This window comes from Acinetobacter gyllenbergii CIP 110306 = MTCC 11365 (genome assembly GCF_000413855.1).
Taxonomy (GTDB): Bacteria; Pseudomonadota; Gammaproteobacteria; order Pseudomonadales; family Moraxellaceae; genus Acinetobacter; species Acinetobacter gyllenbergii.
On sequence record NZ_ATGG01000011.1, the window covers coordinates 12,428 to 31,515 of the forward strand.

The 19,088-nt window shown below is 39.5% G+C and carries 19 protein-coding genes; 14 read left to right on the plus strand and 5 right to left on the minus strand.

The features are described 5' to 3' along the window. Positions 1-16: 16 nt before the first annotated feature. From F957_RS14860 to F957_RS14830, 7 genes are all read left to right on the plus strand, one after another. Positions 17-1,216, plus strand: a complete 1,200-nt coding sequence (locus tag F957_RS14860) for a TerD family protein (RefSeq protein ID WP_016540366.1) — start codon at positions 17-19, stop codon at positions 1,214-1,216. 103 nt (positions 1,217-1,319) lie between these two features. Then, on the plus strand, positions 1,320-1,898 hold the full coding sequence (locus F957_RS14855) for a TerD family protein (RefSeq protein WP_016540365.1): 579 nt from the start codon (positions 1,320-1,322) through the stop codon (positions 1,896-1,898). Between the two features lie 59 nt (positions 1,899-1,957). Further along, on the plus strand, positions 1,958-3,028 hold the full coding sequence (locus F957_RS14850) for a DUF475 domain-containing protein (RefSeq protein WP_016540364.1): 1,071 nt from the start codon (positions 1,958-1,960) through the stop codon (positions 3,026-3,028). 87 nt (positions 3,029-3,115) lie between these two features. Continuing rightward, positions 3,116-3,691, plus strand: a complete 576-nt coding sequence (locus F957_RS14845; RefSeq protein WP_016540363.1) for a TerD family protein — start codon at positions 3,116-3,118, stop codon at positions 3,689-3,691. Positions 3,692-3,771: 80 nt separating this feature from the next. Next, positions 3,772-5,070: a VWA domain-containing protein gene (locus F957_RS14840; RefSeq protein ID WP_016540362.1), complete on the plus strand. Its 1,299-nt coding sequence runs from the start codon at positions 3,772-3,774 to the stop codon at positions 5,068-5,070. Between the two features lie 14 nt (positions 5,071-5,084). After that, positions 5,085-5,804: a TIGR00266 family protein gene (locus F957_RS14835; RefSeq protein WP_004807604.1), complete on the plus strand. Its 720-nt coding sequence runs from the start codon at positions 5,085-5,087 to the stop codon at positions 5,802-5,804. Between the two features lie 41 nt (positions 5,805-5,845). Further along, a complete protein-coding gene (locus F957_RS14830) occupies positions 5,846-6,427 on the plus strand; it encodes a TerD family protein (RefSeq protein WP_016540361.1) in 582 nt (193 codons plus the stop codon). A gap of 79 nt (positions 6,428-6,506) precedes the next feature. On the opposite strand, the gene F957_RS14825 is transcribed toward F957_RS14830, so the two are convergent. Continuing rightward, entirely contained in the window at positions 6,507-6,941 is a 435-nt protein-coding gene (locus tag F957_RS14825; RefSeq protein WP_016540360.1) for an acyl-CoA thioesterase, read from the minus strand. Next, a complete protein-coding gene (locus F957_RS14820; protein ID WP_016540359.1) occupies positions 6,938-8,098 on the minus strand; it encodes an iron-containing alcohol dehydrogenase in 1,161 nt (386 codons plus the stop codon). Before F957_RS14820 ends, F957_RS14825 begins: the two co-directional genes overlap by 4 nt. Positions 8,099-8,651: 553 nt before the next feature. On the opposite strand from F957_RS14820, the gene F957_RS14815 reads away from it, so the two are divergent. Next, on the plus strand, positions 8,652-9,113 hold the full coding sequence (locus F957_RS14815; RefSeq protein WP_016660223.1) for a hypothetical protein: 462 nt from the start codon (positions 8,652-8,654) through the stop codon (positions 9,111-9,113). A 65-nt stretch (positions 9,114-9,178) separates the two neighbouring features. Here the strand turns inward: F957_RS14815 and F957_RS14810 are convergent, their stop codons facing one another. Beyond that, a complete protein-coding gene (locus F957_RS14810; RefSeq protein WP_016540356.1) occupies positions 9,179-9,934 on the minus strand; it encodes an SDR family NAD(P)-dependent oxidoreductase in 756 nt (251 codons plus the stop codon). Positions 9,935-10,170: 236 nt separating this feature from the next. Then, the gene (locus F957_RS14805; protein ID WP_016540355.1) at positions 10,171-10,413 is read right to left on the minus strand and encodes a hypothetical protein; all 243 of its coding nucleotides are present in this window, start codon (positions 10,411-10,413) and stop codon (positions 10,171-10,173) included. 950 nt (positions 10,414-11,363) lie between these two features. On the opposite strand from F957_RS14805, the gene F957_RS14800 reads away from it, so the two are divergent. The 5 genes from F957_RS14800 to F957_RS14780 all read left to right on the plus strand — a co-directional run bounded on the left by F957_RS14800 (position 11,364) and on the right by F957_RS14780 (position 16,340). Continuing rightward, positions 11,364-12,062: a hypothetical protein gene (locus tag F957_RS14800; RefSeq protein ID WP_016540354.1), complete on the plus strand. Its 699-nt coding sequence runs from the start codon at positions 11,364-11,366 to the stop codon at positions 12,060-12,062. Positions 12,063-12,609: 547 nt separating this feature from the next. Beyond that, complete coding sequence (locus F957_RS14795; protein WP_016540353.1) at positions 12,610-13,119, plus strand: low molecular weight protein-tyrosine-phosphatase; 510 nt, start codon at positions 12,610-12,612, stop codon at positions 13,117-13,119. A 13-nt stretch (positions 13,120-13,132) separates the two neighbouring features. Beyond that, complete coding sequence (gene murB / locus F957_RS14790; protein ID WP_016540352.1) at positions 13,133-14,167, plus strand: UDP-N-acetylmuramate dehydrogenase; 1,035 nt, start codon at positions 13,133-13,135, stop codon at positions 14,165-14,167. Between the two features lie 8 nt (positions 14,168-14,175). Next, positions 14,176-15,312, plus strand: coding sequence for a YdcF family protein (locus F957_RS14785; protein WP_016540351.1), 1,137 nt, complete (start codon positions 14,176-14,178; stop codon positions 15,310-15,312). Next, positions 15,312-16,340 (plus strand): alpha/beta hydrolase, encoded by a 1,029-nt coding sequence (locus F957_RS14780; RefSeq protein ID WP_016540350.1) that lies wholly within the window; start codon positions 15,312-15,314, stop codon positions 16,338-16,340. Before F957_RS14785 ends, F957_RS14780 begins: the two co-directional genes overlap by 1 nt. 30 nt (positions 16,341-16,370) lie before the next feature. Here the strand turns inward: F957_RS14780 and F957_RS14775 are convergent, their stop codons facing one another. Further along, a complete protein-coding gene (locus F957_RS14775; protein WP_016660224.1) occupies positions 16,371-18,041 on the minus strand; it encodes an FMN-binding glutamate synthase family protein in 1,671 nt (556 codons plus the stop codon). A gap of 261 nt (positions 18,042-18,302) precedes the next feature. On the opposite strand from F957_RS14775, the gene F957_RS14770 reads away from it, so the two are divergent. Further along, positions 18,303-19,052, plus strand: a complete 750-nt coding sequence (locus tag F957_RS14770) for an IclR family transcriptional regulator (protein ID WP_016540348.1) — start codon at positions 18,303-18,305, stop codon at positions 19,050-19,052. Positions 19,053-19,088 lie beyond the last annotated feature (36 nt).

Genomic DNA, 19,088 nt, shown 5'->3' on the forward strand with positions numbered 1-19,088 from the left:
AATATAGGAATAATCGATGCAACAACTCATTACAGGAGCCAATCTGGCATTGAGCCAGTCACAGTACCAAGTGAAAATTAAAACCACATTGGCGGCTCATATCGGTTTAGATGTTACCGCTTATGTCTTAAATGCTCAGTCCAAGGTTCGTGGTGATGCGGACATGATCTTTTATGGGCAAAAGCAGACGCCGAACCGTAGTGTGGAATTAATCGAGGCGACAACAAAAGCCCCCTATATCGCGCAATTTAATCTGAACACTCAATTGTTCGATGCAGACATCAGCAAGCTTGCGATGTGTGCAACGATTGATGGGCAAGGCGCAATTAATGCGATTCAAGATATTCAAATTGAATTATGGGAAAACGGACAGCTCACGGCATCAGCAACGGTAAAAAGTGCTGAAAAGACTGAAAAAGCTCTGATTTTGGCCGAAGTTTATCGTCATAAAGACCAGTGGAAATTCCGCTTTGTGAATCAGGGTTTTAATGGTGGCTTACAACCGTTAGCCGAACATTTTGGGGTAGAAATTAGTGATCAAGCAACAACGCCTGAGCCTGTGTCTCAACCTGTACCTGCGCCAGCACCTCAGCCTAAAATTAATTTAAGCAAAATTACCTTAGATAAACGCAATAACCAGATTAATTTACAGAAACAGGCGCATGGTTTTGGTGAGATTAAAATTAATCTGAATTGGAATCAACGGACTCAGCAAGCACAAGCAGGAGGCTTCTTTAAAAAGCTGCTTAACCAAAATCAAGGTATTGATTTGGATTTGGGTTGCCTGTTCGAGATGCAAGACGGTAGCAAATCGGTGATTCAGGCTTTAGGTGATCGATTTGGTGATTTTAACGGTTTCCCCTTTATTCAGCTTTCTGCCGATGACCGGACTGGTGCATTGACAGAGGGTGAGTGGCTTCGGATTAATGGACAGCACTGGTCGCAGATTCGCCGTGTGGTGTTGTTTGCCTTTATTTATGAAGGTGTGCCGAACTGGGCTGAAACAGATGCTGTGGTCACGATTTATGTTCCAGATCAACCACCGATTGAAATCCGTTTAACTGAAGGGCAACCTTTAGGGATGTGTGGAATTGTTGAGTTAGTCAATCAAGGCGGTAGTATCCAAGTACAACGTCATGTGCGCTATGTGCTTGGACATCGTGAGCTGGATCAAACCTTTGGTTTTGGTCTGCGCTGGGTTGCAGGCAGTAAATAAAATTGATATTTAATGATGTATTAGATAACAACACTTTCGATATCTATGTAGACATTATTAAGACCATTGAATTTTAAATGTTCAAACGAGGAGAAAAAACAAAATGGCAATTAGTTTAAATAAAGGTGGAAATTTATCCCTAAGCAAAACAGATCCAAATTTAGTTCGTATTTTAATTGGATTGGGCTGGGATGAGCGTGCGACTGATGGCGCAGCATTTGACTTGGATGCGAGTGCATTCTTATTAACCGCAACAGGTAAAGTACGTGGCGATCACGACTTTATTTTCTACAACCAACTTAAATCGCAAGATGCTTCAGTCGAGCACACAGGTGACAACCGCTCAGGTCAAGGCGATGGTGATGATGAAACATTGTTGGTTGATCTGTCAAAAGTTTCACCTGAAATTGAAAAAATTGCGATTACTGTGACCATTCATGATGCGCAAGCACGTGGCCAGAATTTTGGTCAGATTGCCAATGCCTTTATTCGTGTTGTCAATCAAGACACCAATGTCGAAGTGGTTCGTTTTGATTTGGCAGAAGATTATTCTACTGAAACTGCCATGGTGTTTGGCGAAGTTTATCGCCACAATGGTGAATGGAAATTTAAAGCCGTTGGTCAAGGCTATTCTGGTGGGCTTGCTGCGATGTGCCAACAATATGGTATTCAGGTCGGCTAAGGTTCTCATTTCAACACATAAATGATGAATAGCTCAAAGCTGTTTAGAAAAGGAAAACAATGAAACATTTTCGTTTCTCAATTATTTTTACCATAATCTGTCTCGGGTTATCAGCATGGTGGGGCTTTACGCACGGCCCAAATGCTGGTTTCTCGATGATGCTTAAAGTTTTATTGATTACGACTGTACTGGCGGTCATGGAAGTTTCCCTGTCTTTTGACAATGCTGTTGTTAATGCTTCAGTGTTAAGAAACTGGGATGAGTTCTGGAAAAAACTGTTTCTGACTGTCGGTATTTTAGTTGCTGTATTTGGTATGCGTTTAATCTTCCCATTGTTGATTGTTGGTGTTACCGCAGACATGGGAATGGTCGAGGTTGCGAAACTGGCGCTGAATGATCCAAAAACTTATTCAGAAAAGTTACTTGCACACCATGCAGAGATTGCAGCCTTTGGTGGGATGTTCCTACTGTTGGTGTTCTTAAACTTCTTGTTTGATGATGGTAAAGATACACACTGGTTCCATTGGTTGGAAACCCATTTATCGAATCTAGCAAACATTCCTGCGATGTCAGTATTCGTATCACTGATTGCTTTGTTGACTATGGCTGCATTTGTGCCTGAGCAACAAAAACTGATTGTGATTGTCGCGGGAATCTGGGGCATCGTGGTTTACATCGGTGTACAGGTACTGGGTCATTTGCTTGAAGGCAGTAGTGAAGATGATGAAGCCGATGAAAAACAGGTTTCGGGTACATCAAGTAATATTGTCAAAGCTGGTATTGGTGGTTTCCTTTACCTCGAAGTATTAGATGCGTCATTCAGCTTTGATGGCGTGATTGGTGCATTTGCGATCACAAGTGATGTCGTTGTGATTATGCTCGGTTTGGCAATTGGTGCTATGTTTGTCCGTTCTATGACGATTTATTTAGTTGAGAAAGGCACATTAGAAGCTTTTATCTATCTAGAGCATGGCGCACATTATGCGATTGGTGCTTTAGCTGCAATTATGCTTTATACCGGAACAGGTGGTCATGTGCCTGAAGTTGTAACAGGCTTGATTGGTATTGCATTCATCATTTGGGCTGTATTATCTTCGATTGCTTACAGTAAACAACAAACACAAGCTTGATAAAAATGCATGGATACATCATTTATATGATGTCCATGATTCAAATGAAATAAACAATGAGTTGATATTTAATAAGGAGAAACTCAAATGGCAATTAGTTTAACCAAAGGCGGCAACGTTAGCTTAACCAAAGAAGCGCCTGGTATTACAAAAACGACTGTGGGTTTAGGTTGGAATCCACGTGTGACTGATGGTGCTGCATTTGACCTTGATGCAATTGCATTTTTAGTCAATGAAGGTGGTAAGGTTCGTGCTGATAATGACTTTATTTTCTTCAATAACTTAAAGTCATCAGATGGTTCAGTGGTTCACAATGGTGATAACCGTACAGGTGAAGGCGATGGTGATGACGAAACTTTAAGTATCGATTTAAGCAAAGTTCCAGCTGACGTTGCAAAAGTGATCTTTGCGGTTACGATTTATGACGGTCAAACACGTAACCAAAACTTTGGTCAAGTTGCAAATGCTTACATTCGTGTAAGTAACGATGCGGGTGGTACTGAAATTGCACGTTATGACTTGTCTGAAGACAGCAGCACAGAAACTGCAATGATCTTTGGTGAACTTTATAAACATGGTAGCGAGTGGAAATTCCGCGCAATCGGTCAAGGTTTTGCTGGTGGTTTAGGGCCTTTAGCGGCTTCTTATGGCGTTTCTGTTTAAGATGCCTGTGGAAGATAGTGTTTAGGCACTATCTTCTTTTTCGATATTTATAAATGATAAAAAATAGGTTATTGCTTGATATGTTGAATTTAGTTCGCGGACAAAAAATAAAATTAAATGATGTTTTACAGGGGCAATCCTCTTTTTATATCCAGATTCAATACCAAGCAGCTTTTGATTTAGACATCGCCAGTTTTGGACTTGATCCGCAATATCGTTTGAGTGATGAGCGATACATGAGCTTTTATAATCAGCCTGAAACGCCATGCCAAGCGGTTCGTCTGATTGAAAACCAGAATAAATGCAGCCGTTTTTTAGTTGATTTAGCAAAACTACCTGCAAGTATTCAACATCTGGTTTTGACCGCTGCCATTGATGGCCAGAATGTCATGTCACAATTACAGCAAGCCACGATTCAAATTCTTAACTTGCAGTTTCAGCCGATCGCTGAACTGAAGTTAGATGGCAGCATCTTCGATCAAGAACGTGCCACCATGCTGATCGAGATTTATCGAAAAGATGGTATCTGGCGTTTAGCAGCGATTGGACAAGGCTTTAATGCAGGTCTTGCTGCTTTAATTCAGCATTTTGGTGGTGAAGTCGCTGAAGAGCCGGCAGCACAACAGACGACACCGGTAGCACCACAATCGAATATTGATTTAAAGAAAAAATTATCTTTGCAAAAAGCCGAAAAAACGGGCAATGCATCCATTATCGATCTGACCAAAAAATCATTGGTTCAACTGGAAAAGAGAAATTTACTGGGCGTGACCGCACGTGTTGCCTTAGTTCTAGATGCATCTGGCTCAATGGATGGGCAATATCGTCGTGGTGATGTGCAAAAGGTGGTGAATCGCCTAATGCCACTGGCCATTCATTTTGATGATGATGGTAGCTTTGAATGTTGGGCTTTTGCGGCTAAAACCACACAACTGGATGATGTAACCCTCAGCAATGTCAATGATTTCATTAATACCACCCAACGCGGTTGGAAGAACTGGCAAGTGGGGGCGCGCTATAATGAGGAAATTCCAGCGATTGAAGCTGTGATTAACTATTTCCAAAAGTTCAAAGATCAAATCCCAACTTATGTTTTATTCATTTCAGATGGCGGCGTGGGCAGCCGTAGACAAATGCAGAAAATATTATCGCAAGCCGCCAAACTGCCTATTTTCTGGCAATTTGTCGGGATCGGTGGACGAGATTATGGTGCACTAGAAAAGTTAGATGAAATGTCAGGGCGGATTGTCGATAACTGTAATTTCTTTAGTTTGGATCGCATTGATAGTGTTTCTGATGAACGCCTATATGAATTGTTATTGCAAGAATTTCCGGATTGGTTAAATGCAGCCAAGCAACATCAGATTGTCAGAAATTAAAAGGAATAAAGACGATGGCACAGTTTAGTTTAGTGGGTTCACCAGAGCCGTTCTTACATGTTTCGATGCGTCGTGGCGATAAAATCTATTGTGAAAGTAATGCCATGGTGATGATGGAAGCACCATTGGAATTAAAAGGGCGTTTGCAAGGTGGTTTAATGCAATCTCTATTACGCCGTTTTGCCAATGATGAATCGTTGTTCCAGCAGCATATCGAAGCGGTACGTGGAGATGGCGATTGTCTATTGTCAGCAGCATTGGATGGCGATATGCAGATTTTGGATGTCGGTGCGACGCAGTATTTGCTGAGTGACGGGGCTTTTGTGGCAGCCCATGATTCAGTTGAGGTTAAAGCACGTTTAAACAGCAGCCTTGGTGGTGCCTTTTTTGGCAATACCGGCGGTTTTCTGGTGATGGAAACCAGTGGGCAAGGCCAAGTGGTAGTGTCTGGCTGTGGGACCTTGTTTGAGCTTGAGGTTGAACCAAACAAAGAAGTCATTATTGATAATGGACATGTGGTCTGTTGGGATTCACGCTTAAATTATAATCTATCTGTATCGACTTCACAGAGTAGTGGTTTTCTTGGCAATTTGGTCAATAGTGTGACCAGTGGCGAAGGGATGGTATTGCGTTTTTCAGGTCAAGGTAAGGTAGTAATCTGTTCTCGAAACCGCAACAATTTCCTGCAATGGCTAACCTCGAAGTTAAACTTAAACCGTAATCAATCAAATTAAAACAATCATTTTTATCGTTCTATCCAGAGGAGTAAAAGTACATGGGAATTAACTTAGAAAAAGGCCAAAAAATCAGCTTGCAAAAAGCAGATGGCAGCAGCTTGCAACAAATCTTTTTAGGTGTGGGGTGGGATGTAGCGAAGAGCAAGGGCTTTTTCGGCTTTGGCGGCGGCGGTGGGGATATCGACCTTGATGCCTCTGTCATTTTATTTGATGATAACAAACAAGTATTAGATGTGGTTTACTTTGGGCAATTACAAAGTAAAGATGGCAGTATCCACCATTCTGGCGACAACTTAACTGGCGCTGGCGATGGTGATGATGAAGTCATTCGTGTTAATTTGAACCAGATTCCTGCACAAGTAAAATCTTTGGTATTTACTGTGAGTAGTTTCCGTGGACAGACCTTTGAGAAAGTCGAAAATGCATTCTGTCGTTTGGTCGATCAATCCAGCAATCAGGAAATTGCAAGCTATAAGCTGTCTTCACAAGGCGCCCATACTGGTTTAATTATTGCAAAAATTTATCGCCACAACGATGCATGGAAAATGCATGCGATTGGTGAAAATGTGCATGGCCGTACCTTCCAAGATATCGTGCCTTATGCTTTACCACATATCTAATGATTTAGATTAATCATGGCATGCCGCAACATCGTTCATGACAATGTTGCAGCATGTTCTTCATTTCTGCGATCTGAAATTACAATAAATAGTGGTTTAGAGCGTCCCGCATCGCTTCTGGAATAGCGGTACTTTTTCGACTTTCTCGGTCTACAAAGACATGGACAAAATGCCCTTGAGCAGCGGCTTGCTGCTGACCTTGTTTAAAGATCGCCAGCTCATATCTGAGTGATGAATTCCCAATTTTGCCAATCGCAACACCAACCTCAACGACTTCTGGAAACGACAGTTCCTGTTGAAAGCTACAAGCTGAATCAACCACTAAGCCAATAATTTCACTGTGATGAATATCGAAACCTGTTTTCTGAATCAGTAATGAATTGGCTGCGGTATCGAAATAACTATAATACGTCACGTTGTTGACGTGGCCGTAAATATCGTTATCGGCCCATCGGGTTTGGATTGGAAAAAAGAACTTAAATTGTTCGCGCTGTTTTAAAGTCGGTTTGCTCATGCGTAAATCGCCTGATAGATATCTAATGCGTCTTGCTCAGTCATTTCTCTTGGGTTGTTTTGCAACAGTCGAGTTTGCAACATAGCATCTTTGGCAAGTTGTGGTAGTTTTGCTTCTGCAATATCGAGCTGGCTTAACTTCAGGGTTAAGCCACTTTGGTCTAGATGATTCTGCATATGGTCAATAAATAGGTCACATAAACCATCCGTACAGCCTGTACTGCGAGGGTCTAATAATTGCATTAATTCTGCATAGTGTTGTTTGGCTTTGGGCGCATTAAATTTTAAAACTTCAACAAGTACCAAAGCATTGGTATGTCCGTGTGAAAGGTGAAAATGCCCACCCAATGGATATGCAAGGGCATGTACCGCACCAACGGGTGCATTGGCAAAGGCTTGACCCGCTAACATCGAACCCACCAACATGTTTTGGCGTGCTTCTAAATCAGCACCATTTTTCAAGACTTTGGCTAAATTATGATTGAGTAGTTTCAATGCATTTTTAGCCAACATATCGGCATAAAAGTTCTTTTTGATATTTGAGGTATAAGCCTCAATGGCATGCACCATGGCATCGATGCCTGTCGCCGCAGTAATATGTGCAGGTAAACCTTGGGTAAAGGTTGCGTCTAAAATGGCTACATCGGCGTATAGAATTGGAGAAACCACGCCCATTTTAGTGGTTGCACCTGTGGTGACAATGGAAATAGGAGTGACCTCTGAACCTGTGCCTGCTGTGGTTGGGATAAGAATCAGTGGTAAACGTGGAGTTTTGGCTTGGTTAACACCATAGATTTCACTCAGATTCTGTTGCTGTTTCGGGTGAGCGAGCAAGGCAATGATTTTTGCCACATCCATGGAACTACCACCACCAAAACCGATGATCACATCAATTTGCTCTTGTTTCGCAAAATCAACAGCTTCTAATACAATATGCTCTGGTGGATCTGCTTGAATATCGGAATAAATAATATACTCGAGACCAATCTGAGTCAGAATTTCTAAAATGGGCTGATGCAATTGATGCTGTATCATCCCAGCATCGGTGACAATCAATGCTTTATGGTAATTTTGTTGTGTTAAAACATTTTTAAGTTCTTGTATTGAACCGAGCCCCGCAATGATGTTGGGAACAGTTTGAAATTGAAACGAGTTCATACATACATCCTTATTTTTCATAATAAATACAACATTTTTATATCAAGTGATTAGAGGTCTCACTGTGTAAATAAATTAACACAAGACACACTTAAAAAGTGTAGCTTTGACGTGTTGAGTCGTCAGAAGTTTGAGCTATAGCACATATCGCTAAGAGCGAGAAATCTTAGAAAATGAGATTTCAGATTTTTGAGGAGAAATCTTTAGCGTTTGAAGACAAGGCGGGTGTCGAAGGCATTCATCTTGAGGCTGAGTTTATTTTGCCTGATGACAAAAGTGCGAATTCTTTTATTTCCTGAGTGTTTAGAGGAACCGATCTGTAATGAAACTAATCCTGAACAACTTCCTTCGAGTGAGGGCTCTTGTCGGGTCTATTTACTTTACTTGTGAACTAAAAAATATTCCAGGTGGTCACATCCTTAATGCTCAATAATAGAGGTTATGATTTTATAGAATAATTATAAGTTTTTGTTTTTAATATTTAATTTGAAATAATTGTGAACAAATAATAAAATATACACTTGTCTTTATTTTTTTTGTGTTGAGTATTTTGGTGAAAAAAATAGTAATTCTTCTTATAAGTACCGTTGTTTGTGGTTCAGTGTATAGTGCTGATGATATCTTCAAAAGAAATTCATCGCTTTTAATTTTAAATAATAAAGAGCCACACCATGAGATTGAAAGTAGTGAACAGTTTGATTTTTTTGAATCAATGAAACAACAAGAACAAGATATTATCAATCAACGTAATTATGATTTAGAGCAAGCGCATCAAACACAACAGCATACATCTAATATGAGTCCTCATGATAAGTCTCAATATTATCTAGAACATAGACATTTCGACGCTTTAAATGCTCTAGGACATGAGCAACAGTTCAACTCAATGTTGAAGGCGAAAAACAAAGGTTTAATTTCCGAAAAAGACTATCAGCAGAAAATTGTGAAGCAAAATCCGTTACCTTCAGCACATGGAACTAATCAACTTAGATTTTCAATCCCAATAGGGGAATAAGAAAGTTAAGCACCAGAGCTCATCGACAGATGGGCTTTTTTGCTGTCAGTAAACTCGATTTATACTTAGGTCAGATTTAATCCACCATCGGAAATTAGAATTTCCCCAGTCAGATAGTCTGAAGTTACTAACATTGCAACTAAATGAGCAATATCCTCTGGTTTTGCTGCTTTACGCATAGGTGAGCGCTCATTCCAAAGTTCATGGGCAGAAGTCCAATTTTTTGTCAAAGGCGTGTCTACTAAACCTGGGGCAATTGCATTTACGCGTATATCTGGAGCAAGTGATAATGCAAGTAAGCGCGTCATATGGTTTAGTGCGGCTTTGGGTGTTGCATAGGGGATAGAAGCACCCTTTGGGCGGATACCAGCGTGTGAGCTGATATTAATGATACAAGCAGATCGACCATTTTGCGCTGATTTTCTCAGCGTAACTTCTGCTTCAGCTATGAGTCTAAATGGTGCGATGACATTGACTTCATGTAGTTGATTCCAAATCTCTGGCGATGCGGCCATTAGATTTTCATGTGGAATAATACAACTGATACCTGCATTGTTAATCAGAACATCTAATTGGCCTTTCCAAGATACAGCCTCATGGATAAGTCTTATTCTATCCTCATCATTTGATAAATCTGCTTGGATGTAAATTGCATTTCCTAATTCAGCAGCCATGGCTAGTCCAGTTTCGATGGAATTGCGTGAATGAATAACTAATGCATAGCCATCCTTAGAAAGTCTGCGGGCTACCGCTGCACCAATGCCAGATGTGGCACCCGTAACAAGTGCAACAGGTAAGGCGCTTTTTAAAGATTGATTCAAAAATTACGTCCCATTAAATTGATTACTATTTATTTGATCTTCAATATATACGATATCATATATATTCTGTGCACTGATTGATAATTAATGATCTGCTGAAAGGTATATTTTGTGAAATAGATTAGGTTTATTTATTATTATAACGGCTTTGGCCTTTATTTTTTGTAGATGAATTAAGTTAAAGCTGATTAGAGCGCTTCTATGATGTCAAAAGAAAAGCCCCGAAGGGCTTAACATTATTTTGGTAATTTTTCAGTGTGGCTCATACAACTACTCATAGCCACAATAACAAAATTATAATATTGATATTGACCGCTACCTGTACCGTTTGAATTTAAAATTTCACGTTTCCAATAGCATGTTTTTGTCACACCTTGTACAGATTCATTAATATAGGTCCACCAACCATACATTGCAGCATTAGCTGAATTGAGTGTTGTTAATAAAATTAAACCAAGCAACAAACTTTTAATTTTCATGAAATTTACCTTTTTTATTAATTGAGTTGAGAGAGTAGTGTGAATCTTAAAAATTCTCAATAGACTAATTTAGTTGGTTTTTATTGTGCGTTGTTTCAAGTTTTGCAAAGAAAGTTTGATGAACTTTGACTAATTGTTTAGTACGATTTATGAGAGAAAAATTTCATTGTAAATAGGTTTAGTTTTATTTAATTTTTAAAATAATATAGATAAATATAATTTGTAAATTTGTGTAAATTTGTGTAAATTTTAATAGGCTGATTCAGTTTTGTTTTTAATAGCTCATTTAAAATAGAATGCTAAATTATTATAAAATTAAGTATCTTTTATAAAAATAATATTTTATGAGTCTAATTGTTGGCGTGGATTTTAACTTGCTTAAGAATTTAGTAATAAAGATCAATTAGAAAGTTGCAGTTGAACTTGTCAGAAATCAAGCCATATTTTTACAAAAAATAATATCAGCTCATAAGAGCAAAAATTAGTAACTAATTTATATTAGCAGTCTTAGAGTTTTTCATTGAAAGTAGGACTTAATCGCAAAAGAACCAATTAATGAAGAAAATCAAAAAAGCAAGCTAAGACTATTGCAAATAGTTGGTCTATGTATGTTGTAGCCGTTTCTCATACACGAATGATTTGAATGCGGTAAAGACGATTGATTTTGCTCTGTCTTTTATTGCTTCAAGCAAATGTTTGTCCAGGTAATTACATTATTCTTTATCAATATTCTATGCAAGACCAGTATCTTGATTAACACAGCGTTGGGTTTAATTGTAAGGACGATGACAACTGTGTGTGGTTGCTACTTCAGTATTTTGTATTTCACAAAAATCTCATGTTAAAAATAAAAGAGTAGTTAATGCACTACCGAATAGCCTGTAAGGGCAATTGTTTAAATAATTTAATTTTTAGAAGCAACGATTACATCATTATAAAGGAGTTTGCTCGTGGTAAATAACGCAGTAGAAATGCGATCTAGACTTTTAACAAATACACATATTCCTGAAGGCCATATTGCATTGGTACGGATTCAAGATGAGCTCAATTATGATCAGGTGATGACGAATCTTGAGCAGGTTAATGTACTCCCTGGATTTACAGTGATTGGGGTTACCAGTATTCCTAATCCTGATATACCAGACTGGAAACTGACTAACTGTGTATATGAGAATGGAGTATTGAGTTGGACAGAAGGGCAGCTTGATTTGGGATCGGACAACTCTCCTGACCTGTCATATGGTTATCATGCTGGCATTCAGGCAAATATTGGAGATAAGCTTGAAATGATTGTTCCCAATGTTACGGCGTTAGCATCTGGGGTTTTAAGTGGTGCACGACTAGCAGATGTGAATGGTGTTGCTGCAGGTCAATCCAATATTGGATTTAATTCAGGAAATTCGGAGCAGGGATTAACTCTGCTTGGCACTTCCTACCAGACAAAGGACTTGCCTGTAAAATATGTAATGGCTTATCTATCAGCAACTGCTGTGGAGCATGTTATAACTTCGATTGATGGAGCGATAGAGTTTTTTCGTGAAACACAAACGATCACTGCATTTGAACAAACAGCGTATTTTAACGTAATTGCTACGGTCAAAGACGATAATCAAATGTTTAGCACAACTGTTTCAGTTAATTTAAATTAGCCCCATATTGGGTTTTTTGCAGAGGAAATCATACCAGCTTGCCCATTCTACTTCGGTTGTTAAAAAAGAAGAAAATAGAATGGGTTAGTGCTCGTCGTCAGCCGTCTTCGGGTGGTTTCTTTCTAGAGCTGACTGTAAGATGTTATTTTTATTGGTTTTAACTAAGCTTTGATTGTAGCGCTTTGTTTTAAAAACCCATAACCACAATGAAACTTTCCTTAGCAATTTCAATTATGAGCGGCTTTTATATTTGTTTTATGCAATCAATCTTTAAAAATTAAGTTTCTTTATCTGCTTGCTTGCTCCGTGTAGCAGCTTTATAGGAGATAGATATTCTTAATTTCAAAAAAGTACATATTCATACAGAATATTCAATAGAGACAAACACTATTTCCTTTCAAATCAATGCAATTTTTGACAAAATAGTGGATGTCAGAATGGTCAATTGAGGCATAATGACAGTGAATCGTTTTGCGTTTATTTTGCAGGAATTTTGCATGAAATATTTTAATTTTCTTATAAGACAGAATGTTGGAATGTTTTTCTGATGGCAACACAATATAAGGTGTTATGTGTCTGTTTAGGAAATATTTGTCGCTCGCCAACTGCTGAGGCAATTCTTAGACATTATTGTGATGCGCACGGCTTAAATGTGATGGTCGATTCTGCGGGAACCAGTAATTATCATCCGAATAAAGCACCAGATGCACGTAGTCAAAAACATGCAGTAAAACGTGGTTATGATTTATCTGCGCTACGTGCCAGACAGATTGTTTTAGCAGACTTTGTTGAATTCGATTTGATTTTAGCAATGGACCATGAAAATTTCGATGATATTCAAACACTCATGTCACAGGCTGTACAACAGTTCGGTACACATCAGATTCGAGCCAAGTTAGCTTTGATGAGTGAGCATGATCCGCAGTTTAATCAACAAGCGGTGCCTGATCCTTATTATGGTGGTGCAGATGGATTTGATCGCGTACTCGATCAGTGTGAATCTAGCAGCCAAGCATGGGTCAATATTTTTAAAAAGCAAATGAAAGCAGGGCAATAGGATTTAATTTAATATGCAGCTACACGCGCAGGTTCAGCTTAAAAACTTAAATACATTAAATTTGAATGCAATTGCTTCACATTATGTGCAAATCAATCATCCTGATGAGGTCATTACTGCATTAGCATTTGCGGAACAGCAGCATTTAAACATTTTGGTGCTCTCGGGTGGTAGTAATGTGTTATTGCCACAGCAAATACAAGCCTTGGTAATGCATTTAAATATTCAGGGTATAGAAGTACTTTCTGAAGATGAAAATACCATTACCGTTAAAGTAGGTGCTGGCCAAGTCTGGCATGACTTTGTGTTGTATAGCACCCAGCAGCAGTGGTTTGGACTGCAAAATCTTGCTTTGATTCCTGGGTTAGTCGGTGCTTCTCCTGTACAGAATATTGGTGCTTATGGCGTTGAAGCAGGTGAGTTTATCGAATCTGTGCAAGTCTATGATCGTGAATTGAAACATTTTACTTCGATTGCAGCAGAAGATTGTCATTTTGCTTATCGTCATAGTATTTTTAAAGATCAGCCCAATCGTTACATTATTGTCAGTGTGACATTTAAGTTGTTGAAAACAGCTGAACTGAAATTGAGTTATGGTGATCTTAAGCAAGCTGTTGGTGATGAACTGACTGCAGAGAATTTACAAAATCAGGTGATTCACATTCGTCAGAGTAAACTACCCAATCCGAAAGAATTCCCAAATGTTGGCAGTTTCTTTAAGAATCCGATTTTGTCACAAGCTGAATTTGACAAAATTACTCAACAATTTCCAAACATACCGCATTATCCGCAAGCAAACAGCAATGTTAAAGTGGCAGCAGGTTGGTTGATTGACCAAGCAGGTTGGAAAGGTAAGCAACTCGGCTCTGTCGGCATGTTTCATAAACAGGCTTTGGTATTGGTGAATTATGCAGAGGCGACACTAGCGGATGTACAAAATACCTATCAAACTGTACAAAGTGATGTAAAACAAAAGTTTAGTATTCAGTTAGAACCTGAACCTGTGTTATATAGTGAACAAGGGTTAATTCAAGCTCATCTTGGATGAAGAAATCTATGGCGAAAGTACATTGGATGGTCAGTTTAGTACGGGTAATTACCATATTATTCGTGCTATTGGGCTGTTTTGTGCTTTTTTTATATTCGCCTTTTTACTCTCAGCTGGTCGTGAAAGGTCTGAACCGCTTTGTTCCTGTCGATGTCAATGAAGTCGCAGCACAGAGTCAGCGCCCCGCAGCGTTGAGTGAACATGAAACCTTAGAACCTGGTTCGAATCTCTGGATTGCTCGTCAGGCTTATTTGAAACTCATGGAGCGGAGCTTTCAATCTGAGCAATCGGAAGATTTAAGGTTAATTCAAGCACGCTACAAGTTGTTGCAGGAATTGATTGCTGAGGAGCAGGAAAAAGAAAGCCAAAATGAGAAAAAGCAACCCAGTATTCCGTTGATAAATGATCAACAGTCTGAACAGGATCAAGAAAGCTCAGCTGTTGTAATGAATACACCATTAGATTTTTTACAGTGGAATACGCCTGATAATCAGGCACTCATGGGGAAATATATTGCCTTTTTAGAAACCTATCCAATTGCATTACCAGTCAATGAAGAGGATAAAGATCAGACCAATAAAGACCTGATTGAATTGAAAAATAATAAAGAGAATTTGGTTGAGCCGCAAAGTGCTTCACAGCCGAATGCGATTGTCGTACTCGGCGGTGGTCTGACCTTAGGTGCGAATGGTAAAGATATTGTGGTGAATAATTACACCCGCTTACGCTTGGAAAAAACCTTACAAGTGGAGAAGAAATATGCTTTACCAATCGTACTGAGTGGTGTTGAGGCGCCTTATATGCAGGCGTGGTTAAAAGAGCGTGGCGTGGATGCTAAATTGTTAGAAAACCGCAGCATGAATACTTGTGAAAACTCTCGATTTAGTTCTTTATTGCTACAAAAGAAAGGTGGCGCACCAACCGTTATTTTGATTACTGATGAGTATCACATGCCACGAACACGACGTTTATTTGCTTTAAATGGTATTGAGACTGTGCCTGTCATGGCCCCAATGCCAACGACCTTAACGCAATGGCGGCCAAGTGAACAAAACTATGATCATAGCCGCCGTGCCAACTATGAAATGCTGGCTACGATTCGTGATATGTTATTTGGCTCAAGTGATTGTCGAGAGATACCCTAATGTCTGATATTCCATTTTTAAATCCGACAATTTTAAAACAATTAGATTTACCTGTACCGAATCGAGAGACCACACCACAGTTGCTTGAACCTTTGGATCTATCTACTGTCACTGAGATCTCTAAGCCATTGCAAGCTTATCGCAAACTATATGGTTTACATTTACTTGACTGTGAACATTGGCAGGGCTATGTGGAAATGCCTTTGTTTCGCCTGCATGTGCAAGTCTTTCAGCCGAAACAGCAAAAAATACAAGGTACGGTGTGCCTGTTACATGGCTATTTGGAACATAGTGGTATTTATCAACCGATCATTAAAGAAATCCTTGAGCAAGGTTTTAGTATTGTTACCTATGATCTGCCTGGGCATGGTTTAAGTAACGGTTCACCCGCCAGTATCCAAAATTTTGATCATTATCAACAAGTTTTACATGCAGTTTATGATGCAGTCCGTGGTGCGAAACAACTACCTAAGCCGTGGTTAGGGATTGGACAGAGTACGGGTGGTGCAATTTGGATGCATCATTTACTGGAATATGCTGAACGTCGAGAAGACCCTATTGTCGATCGCGTATTATTATTGTCGCCATTGATCCGACCAGCGAAAACAGCATGGTGGCACAACTCTGTGGGTCTGGGCATTATTCGTCGCATTAAAAGCCAAGTCCCACGACATTTCCGTCGTAATAATCATAATCCTGAGTTTTTACGTTTTGTGCGTTTAAAAGATCCTTTGCAACCTCGAATGATGGGCATGGACTGGATTCTGGCGATGTCAAAATGGATGTTGGAAATGGAACAGCGACCAGCATGTCGTATTCCTGTGTGGCTCGCACAGGGTGCTTTAGACCAAACCGTAGATTGGCGTTATAACATTGAATATATTCGCCGTAAGTTTAGATTGCAGACTTTATTGATGTTGGAAGAAGGCTCACACCAATTAATCAATGAGCGTGCTGATATTCGTGCTGCGCTGACGGGTTTAATTCCTGCTTTTCTACATGCAAAACCAAATCACCACTATTACTAGTGGTGATTTTTATTGGTTTAAACGTTTATCTTAAAAGTGATTGGCATCCGCCATTTTCCACATACGATAATAGAAATTCTCGTCATCATTTAAATCGCTGTGCAGCAATTCATTTTCTTTTAAGAAGAAATGGATTTGCGCATAATTTTTAATTTCACGGTCATTCATACGCTGTGCCAAATGATGCGCTTTAATGTCAGATGGATGATGTAAACCTGCAGCTGCAATCATTTCAGATAAGGCATGCAGGGTGTTTTTATGGAAGTTAAATACACGTTCAGCCTTACTTGGTACATCAATCGCTTTTTGGCGATCTTTATCTTGTGTCGCGACGCCAACAGGGCATTGGTTGGTATGACAACTTTGTGCTTGGATACAACCGACGGCAAACATAAAGCCACGTGCAGAATTGACCCAGTCCGCACCTAAGGCAAAGGTGCTGGCAATGTCAAAGGCGCTGATCATTTTACCGCTGGCACCAATTTTAACTTGATCACGAAGTCCTGCACCCACCAAAGTATTGTGTACAAAGCGTAAACCTTCTCTCAAAGGTGTACCAATATAGTCACTAAATTCGATTGGTGCTGCGCCAGTTCCGCCTTCAGAACCATCCACCACCACAAAGTCAGGTACAATTTTGGTTTCGAGCATGGCTTTGACAATACTCATGAATTGCCAAGGTTGACCAATACACAATTTAAAGCCGACAGGCTTCCCACCTGAAAGTTCTCTAAGCTTTTGAATGAAATGCATCATTTCAATCGGTGTGTTAAAACTTGGGTGTTTGGAAGGAGAAACACAGTCATGATCTCTGGAAATACCCCGAATTTGGGCAATTTCTTCAGTGATTTTATGTTTGGGTAAAATACCGCCGTGACCTGGTTTTGCCCCTTGTGAGAGCTTGACCTCAATCATTTTAATATTTGGATTTTTAGCTTGCTGTGCAAACTTATCTGGATCAAATAAACCTTCAGCTGTGCGGCAACCAAAATAACCACTGGCAATTTGCCAGACAATATCGCCACCATGCTCTAAGTGGTAGGGACTCAGACTGCCTTCACCAGTATCGTGATAGAAGTTACCTAAATGTGCACCTTTATTCAGCGCACGAATTGCGTTGGCGCTGAGGCTACCAAAGCTCATCGCTGAGATATTCATGATCGAGGCGCTATACGGCTGGCTACATTGCGCATTGCCAATCAGCACACGGAAAGACTCTGGATTGGCTGGTGGGCAAGGGGCTATCGAATGCACAATGAAGCGATAGTTTGGGTCATAGACATCAATGATAGAACCAAATGGTTTATCTGCATTTTCATTTTTTGCACGTTGATAAACCAAGCTACGTTGCATCCGCGAAAAAGGCAGTGCATCCTGATCTGATTCAATGAAATATTGACGAATTTCAGGGCGAACATCTTCAAACAGAAAGCGGAAATGTCCCAAAATTGGATAGTTTCTCAAAATTGCATGTTTCTTTTGCAGTAAGTCGCGTAAACCAACAATGCTGAGCACCCCAGTGACTAACCAAAGACCGTTTAAAAGGGTATCGGATATAAAATAATAAATGGTATGTGGAGTATAGGTAAATTTAAACCAAGTAATGGTTAAAGCAGTAAAAATACAAAGAAACCAAACAGAATGTCTTGAAAAGAAAGTGTTAAGTAATTTATGTCTTATAGCTTGCGCTGGACTAGCCATCGGCAGGAGATTCCCATAATGAAGCAACTGACAAACGATGCCAAGAAGCTCACATAAGCTCAAGTAATGAATTGTTAGATATGAGAATTATTCTCTTATAAGTTTGCTTATTGGAAAAGTAACTTTCTTGTTTACAGCGGAAGAATGACTTGAATCCAGGTTCCTAACACGATTACTATCTTGAATATTGGTAATTTTCATAAATATAGATGTACTGTATTCGAAAAGAGATTGGCGATATGCAGGTGTTGGGACTTAAAAATGAATAAAAAAGGTTCATCCATTACTCGAGTTTTAGACATTATTGAGGCAATTTCTACTGCAAAACATCCACCGTCACCTTTAGATCTTTCGGTAGAGCTGGATATTCCAAAACCGAGCATTCATCGTTTATTACAAACGCTAGAGCAAGAAAAATTTGTGAAGATGGATATGTATGGTGGTTATATTCTTGGGGATCGAACCTATAAGCTGCTAATGAGTTCTTGGGAGCAGGAACCTCGTAAGATGGAACGCTTGGCTATCCTGCAAAAATTATCAGATCAAATTAATGAAACCTGTGGTATTGCCATACTTAGTGATAATCAAATGCTTTACACCGACAGGGTGCAGGCGAATTGGCCGCTACAGGTGTATTTACCTGTTGGTGCGACAGTGCCTTTGTGGTGTACTTCGAGTGGAAAACTATTTTTAAGTTTTCAGCCTGTGAGTCGCAGGAAAAATATCTTAGCGCATTTACCGATTGTACAGCTCACCAAAAATACCATTACCGATCCCGTCTTACTTGAAGACAATTTGGATCAAATTTTTCTAAATAAACTCGGCACTGATAATGAAGAGTTTATTTCGGGTATGGTGGCTTGTTCTGTCCCCATTCAAAGAGCAGGTAGCATTGTGGCATGCCTGTATGTCCATGCACCTACGATTAGAAAATCGCTTGATGACCTCTTAACTTTTGAGCCTTTACTACGTCAGGCGGCACATGATTTAAATAAATTGATTGATGTTTAAAAAGAGTGAGCTGAATGCTCACTCTTTTTAGTGGGT

Bases quoted from the DNA above. Each gene is read 5' to 3' on its own strand.
- F957_RS14775 (WP_016660224.1), bottom strand. From the start codon at position 18,041: ATGGCTAGTCCAGCGCAAGCTATAAGACATAAATTACTTAACACTTTC.
- F957_RS14820 (WP_016540359.1), bottom strand. From the start codon at position 8,098: ATGAACTCGTTTCAATTTCAAACTGTTCCCAACATCATTGCGGGGCTC.
- F957_RS14795 (WP_016540353.1), top strand. From the start codon at position 12,610: ATGGCAACACAATATAAGGTGTTATGTGTCTGTTTAGGAAATATTTGT.
- F957_RS14835 (WP_004807604.1), top strand. From the start codon at position 5,085: ATGGCACAGTTTAGTTTAGTGGGTTCACCAGAGCCGTTCTTACATGTT.
- F957_RS14860 (WP_016540366.1), top strand. From the start codon at position 17: ATGCAACAACTCATTACAGGAGCCAATCTGGCATTGAGCCAGTCACAG.
- F957_RS14850 (WP_016540364.1), top strand. From the start codon at position 1,958: ATGAAACATTTTCGTTTCTCAATTATTTTTACCATAATCTGTCTCGGG.
- F957_RS14830 (WP_016540361.1), top strand. From the start codon at position 5,846: ATGGGAATTAACTTAGAAAAAGGCCAAAAAATCAGCTTGCAAAAAGCA.
- F957_RS14805 (WP_016540355.1), bottom strand. From the start codon at position 10,413: ATGAAAATTAAAAGTTTGTTGCTTGGTTTAATTTTATTAACAACACTC.
- F957_RS14785 (WP_016540351.1), top strand. From the start codon at position 14,176: ATGGCGAAAGTACATTGGATGGTCAGTTTAGTACGGGTAATTACCATA.
- F957_RS14770 (WP_016540348.1), top strand. From the start codon at position 18,303: ATGAATAAAAAAGGTTCATCCATTACTCGAGTTTTAGACATTATTGAG.
- murB (WP_016540352.1), top strand. From the start codon at position 13,133: ATGCAGCTACACGCGCAGGTTCAGCTTAAAAACTTAAATACATTAAAT.
- F957_RS14780 (WP_016540350.1), top strand. From the start codon at position 15,312: ATGTCTGATATTCCATTTTTAAATCCGACAATTTTAAAACAATTAGAT.
- F957_RS14845 (WP_016540363.1), top strand. From the start codon at position 3,116: ATGGCAATTAGTTTAACCAAAGGCGGCAACGTTAGCTTAACCAAAGAA.
- F957_RS14825 (WP_016540360.1), bottom strand. From the start codon at position 6,941: ATGAGCAAACCGACTTTAAAACAGCGCGAACAATTTAAGTTCTTTTTT.
- F957_RS14840 (WP_016540362.1), top strand. From the start codon at position 3,772: ATGTTGAATTTAGTTCGCGGACAAAAAATAAAATTAAATGATGTTTTA.
- F957_RS14855 (WP_016540365.1), top strand. From the start codon at position 1,320: ATGGCAATTAGTTTAAATAAAGGTGGAAATTTATCCCTAAGCAAAACA.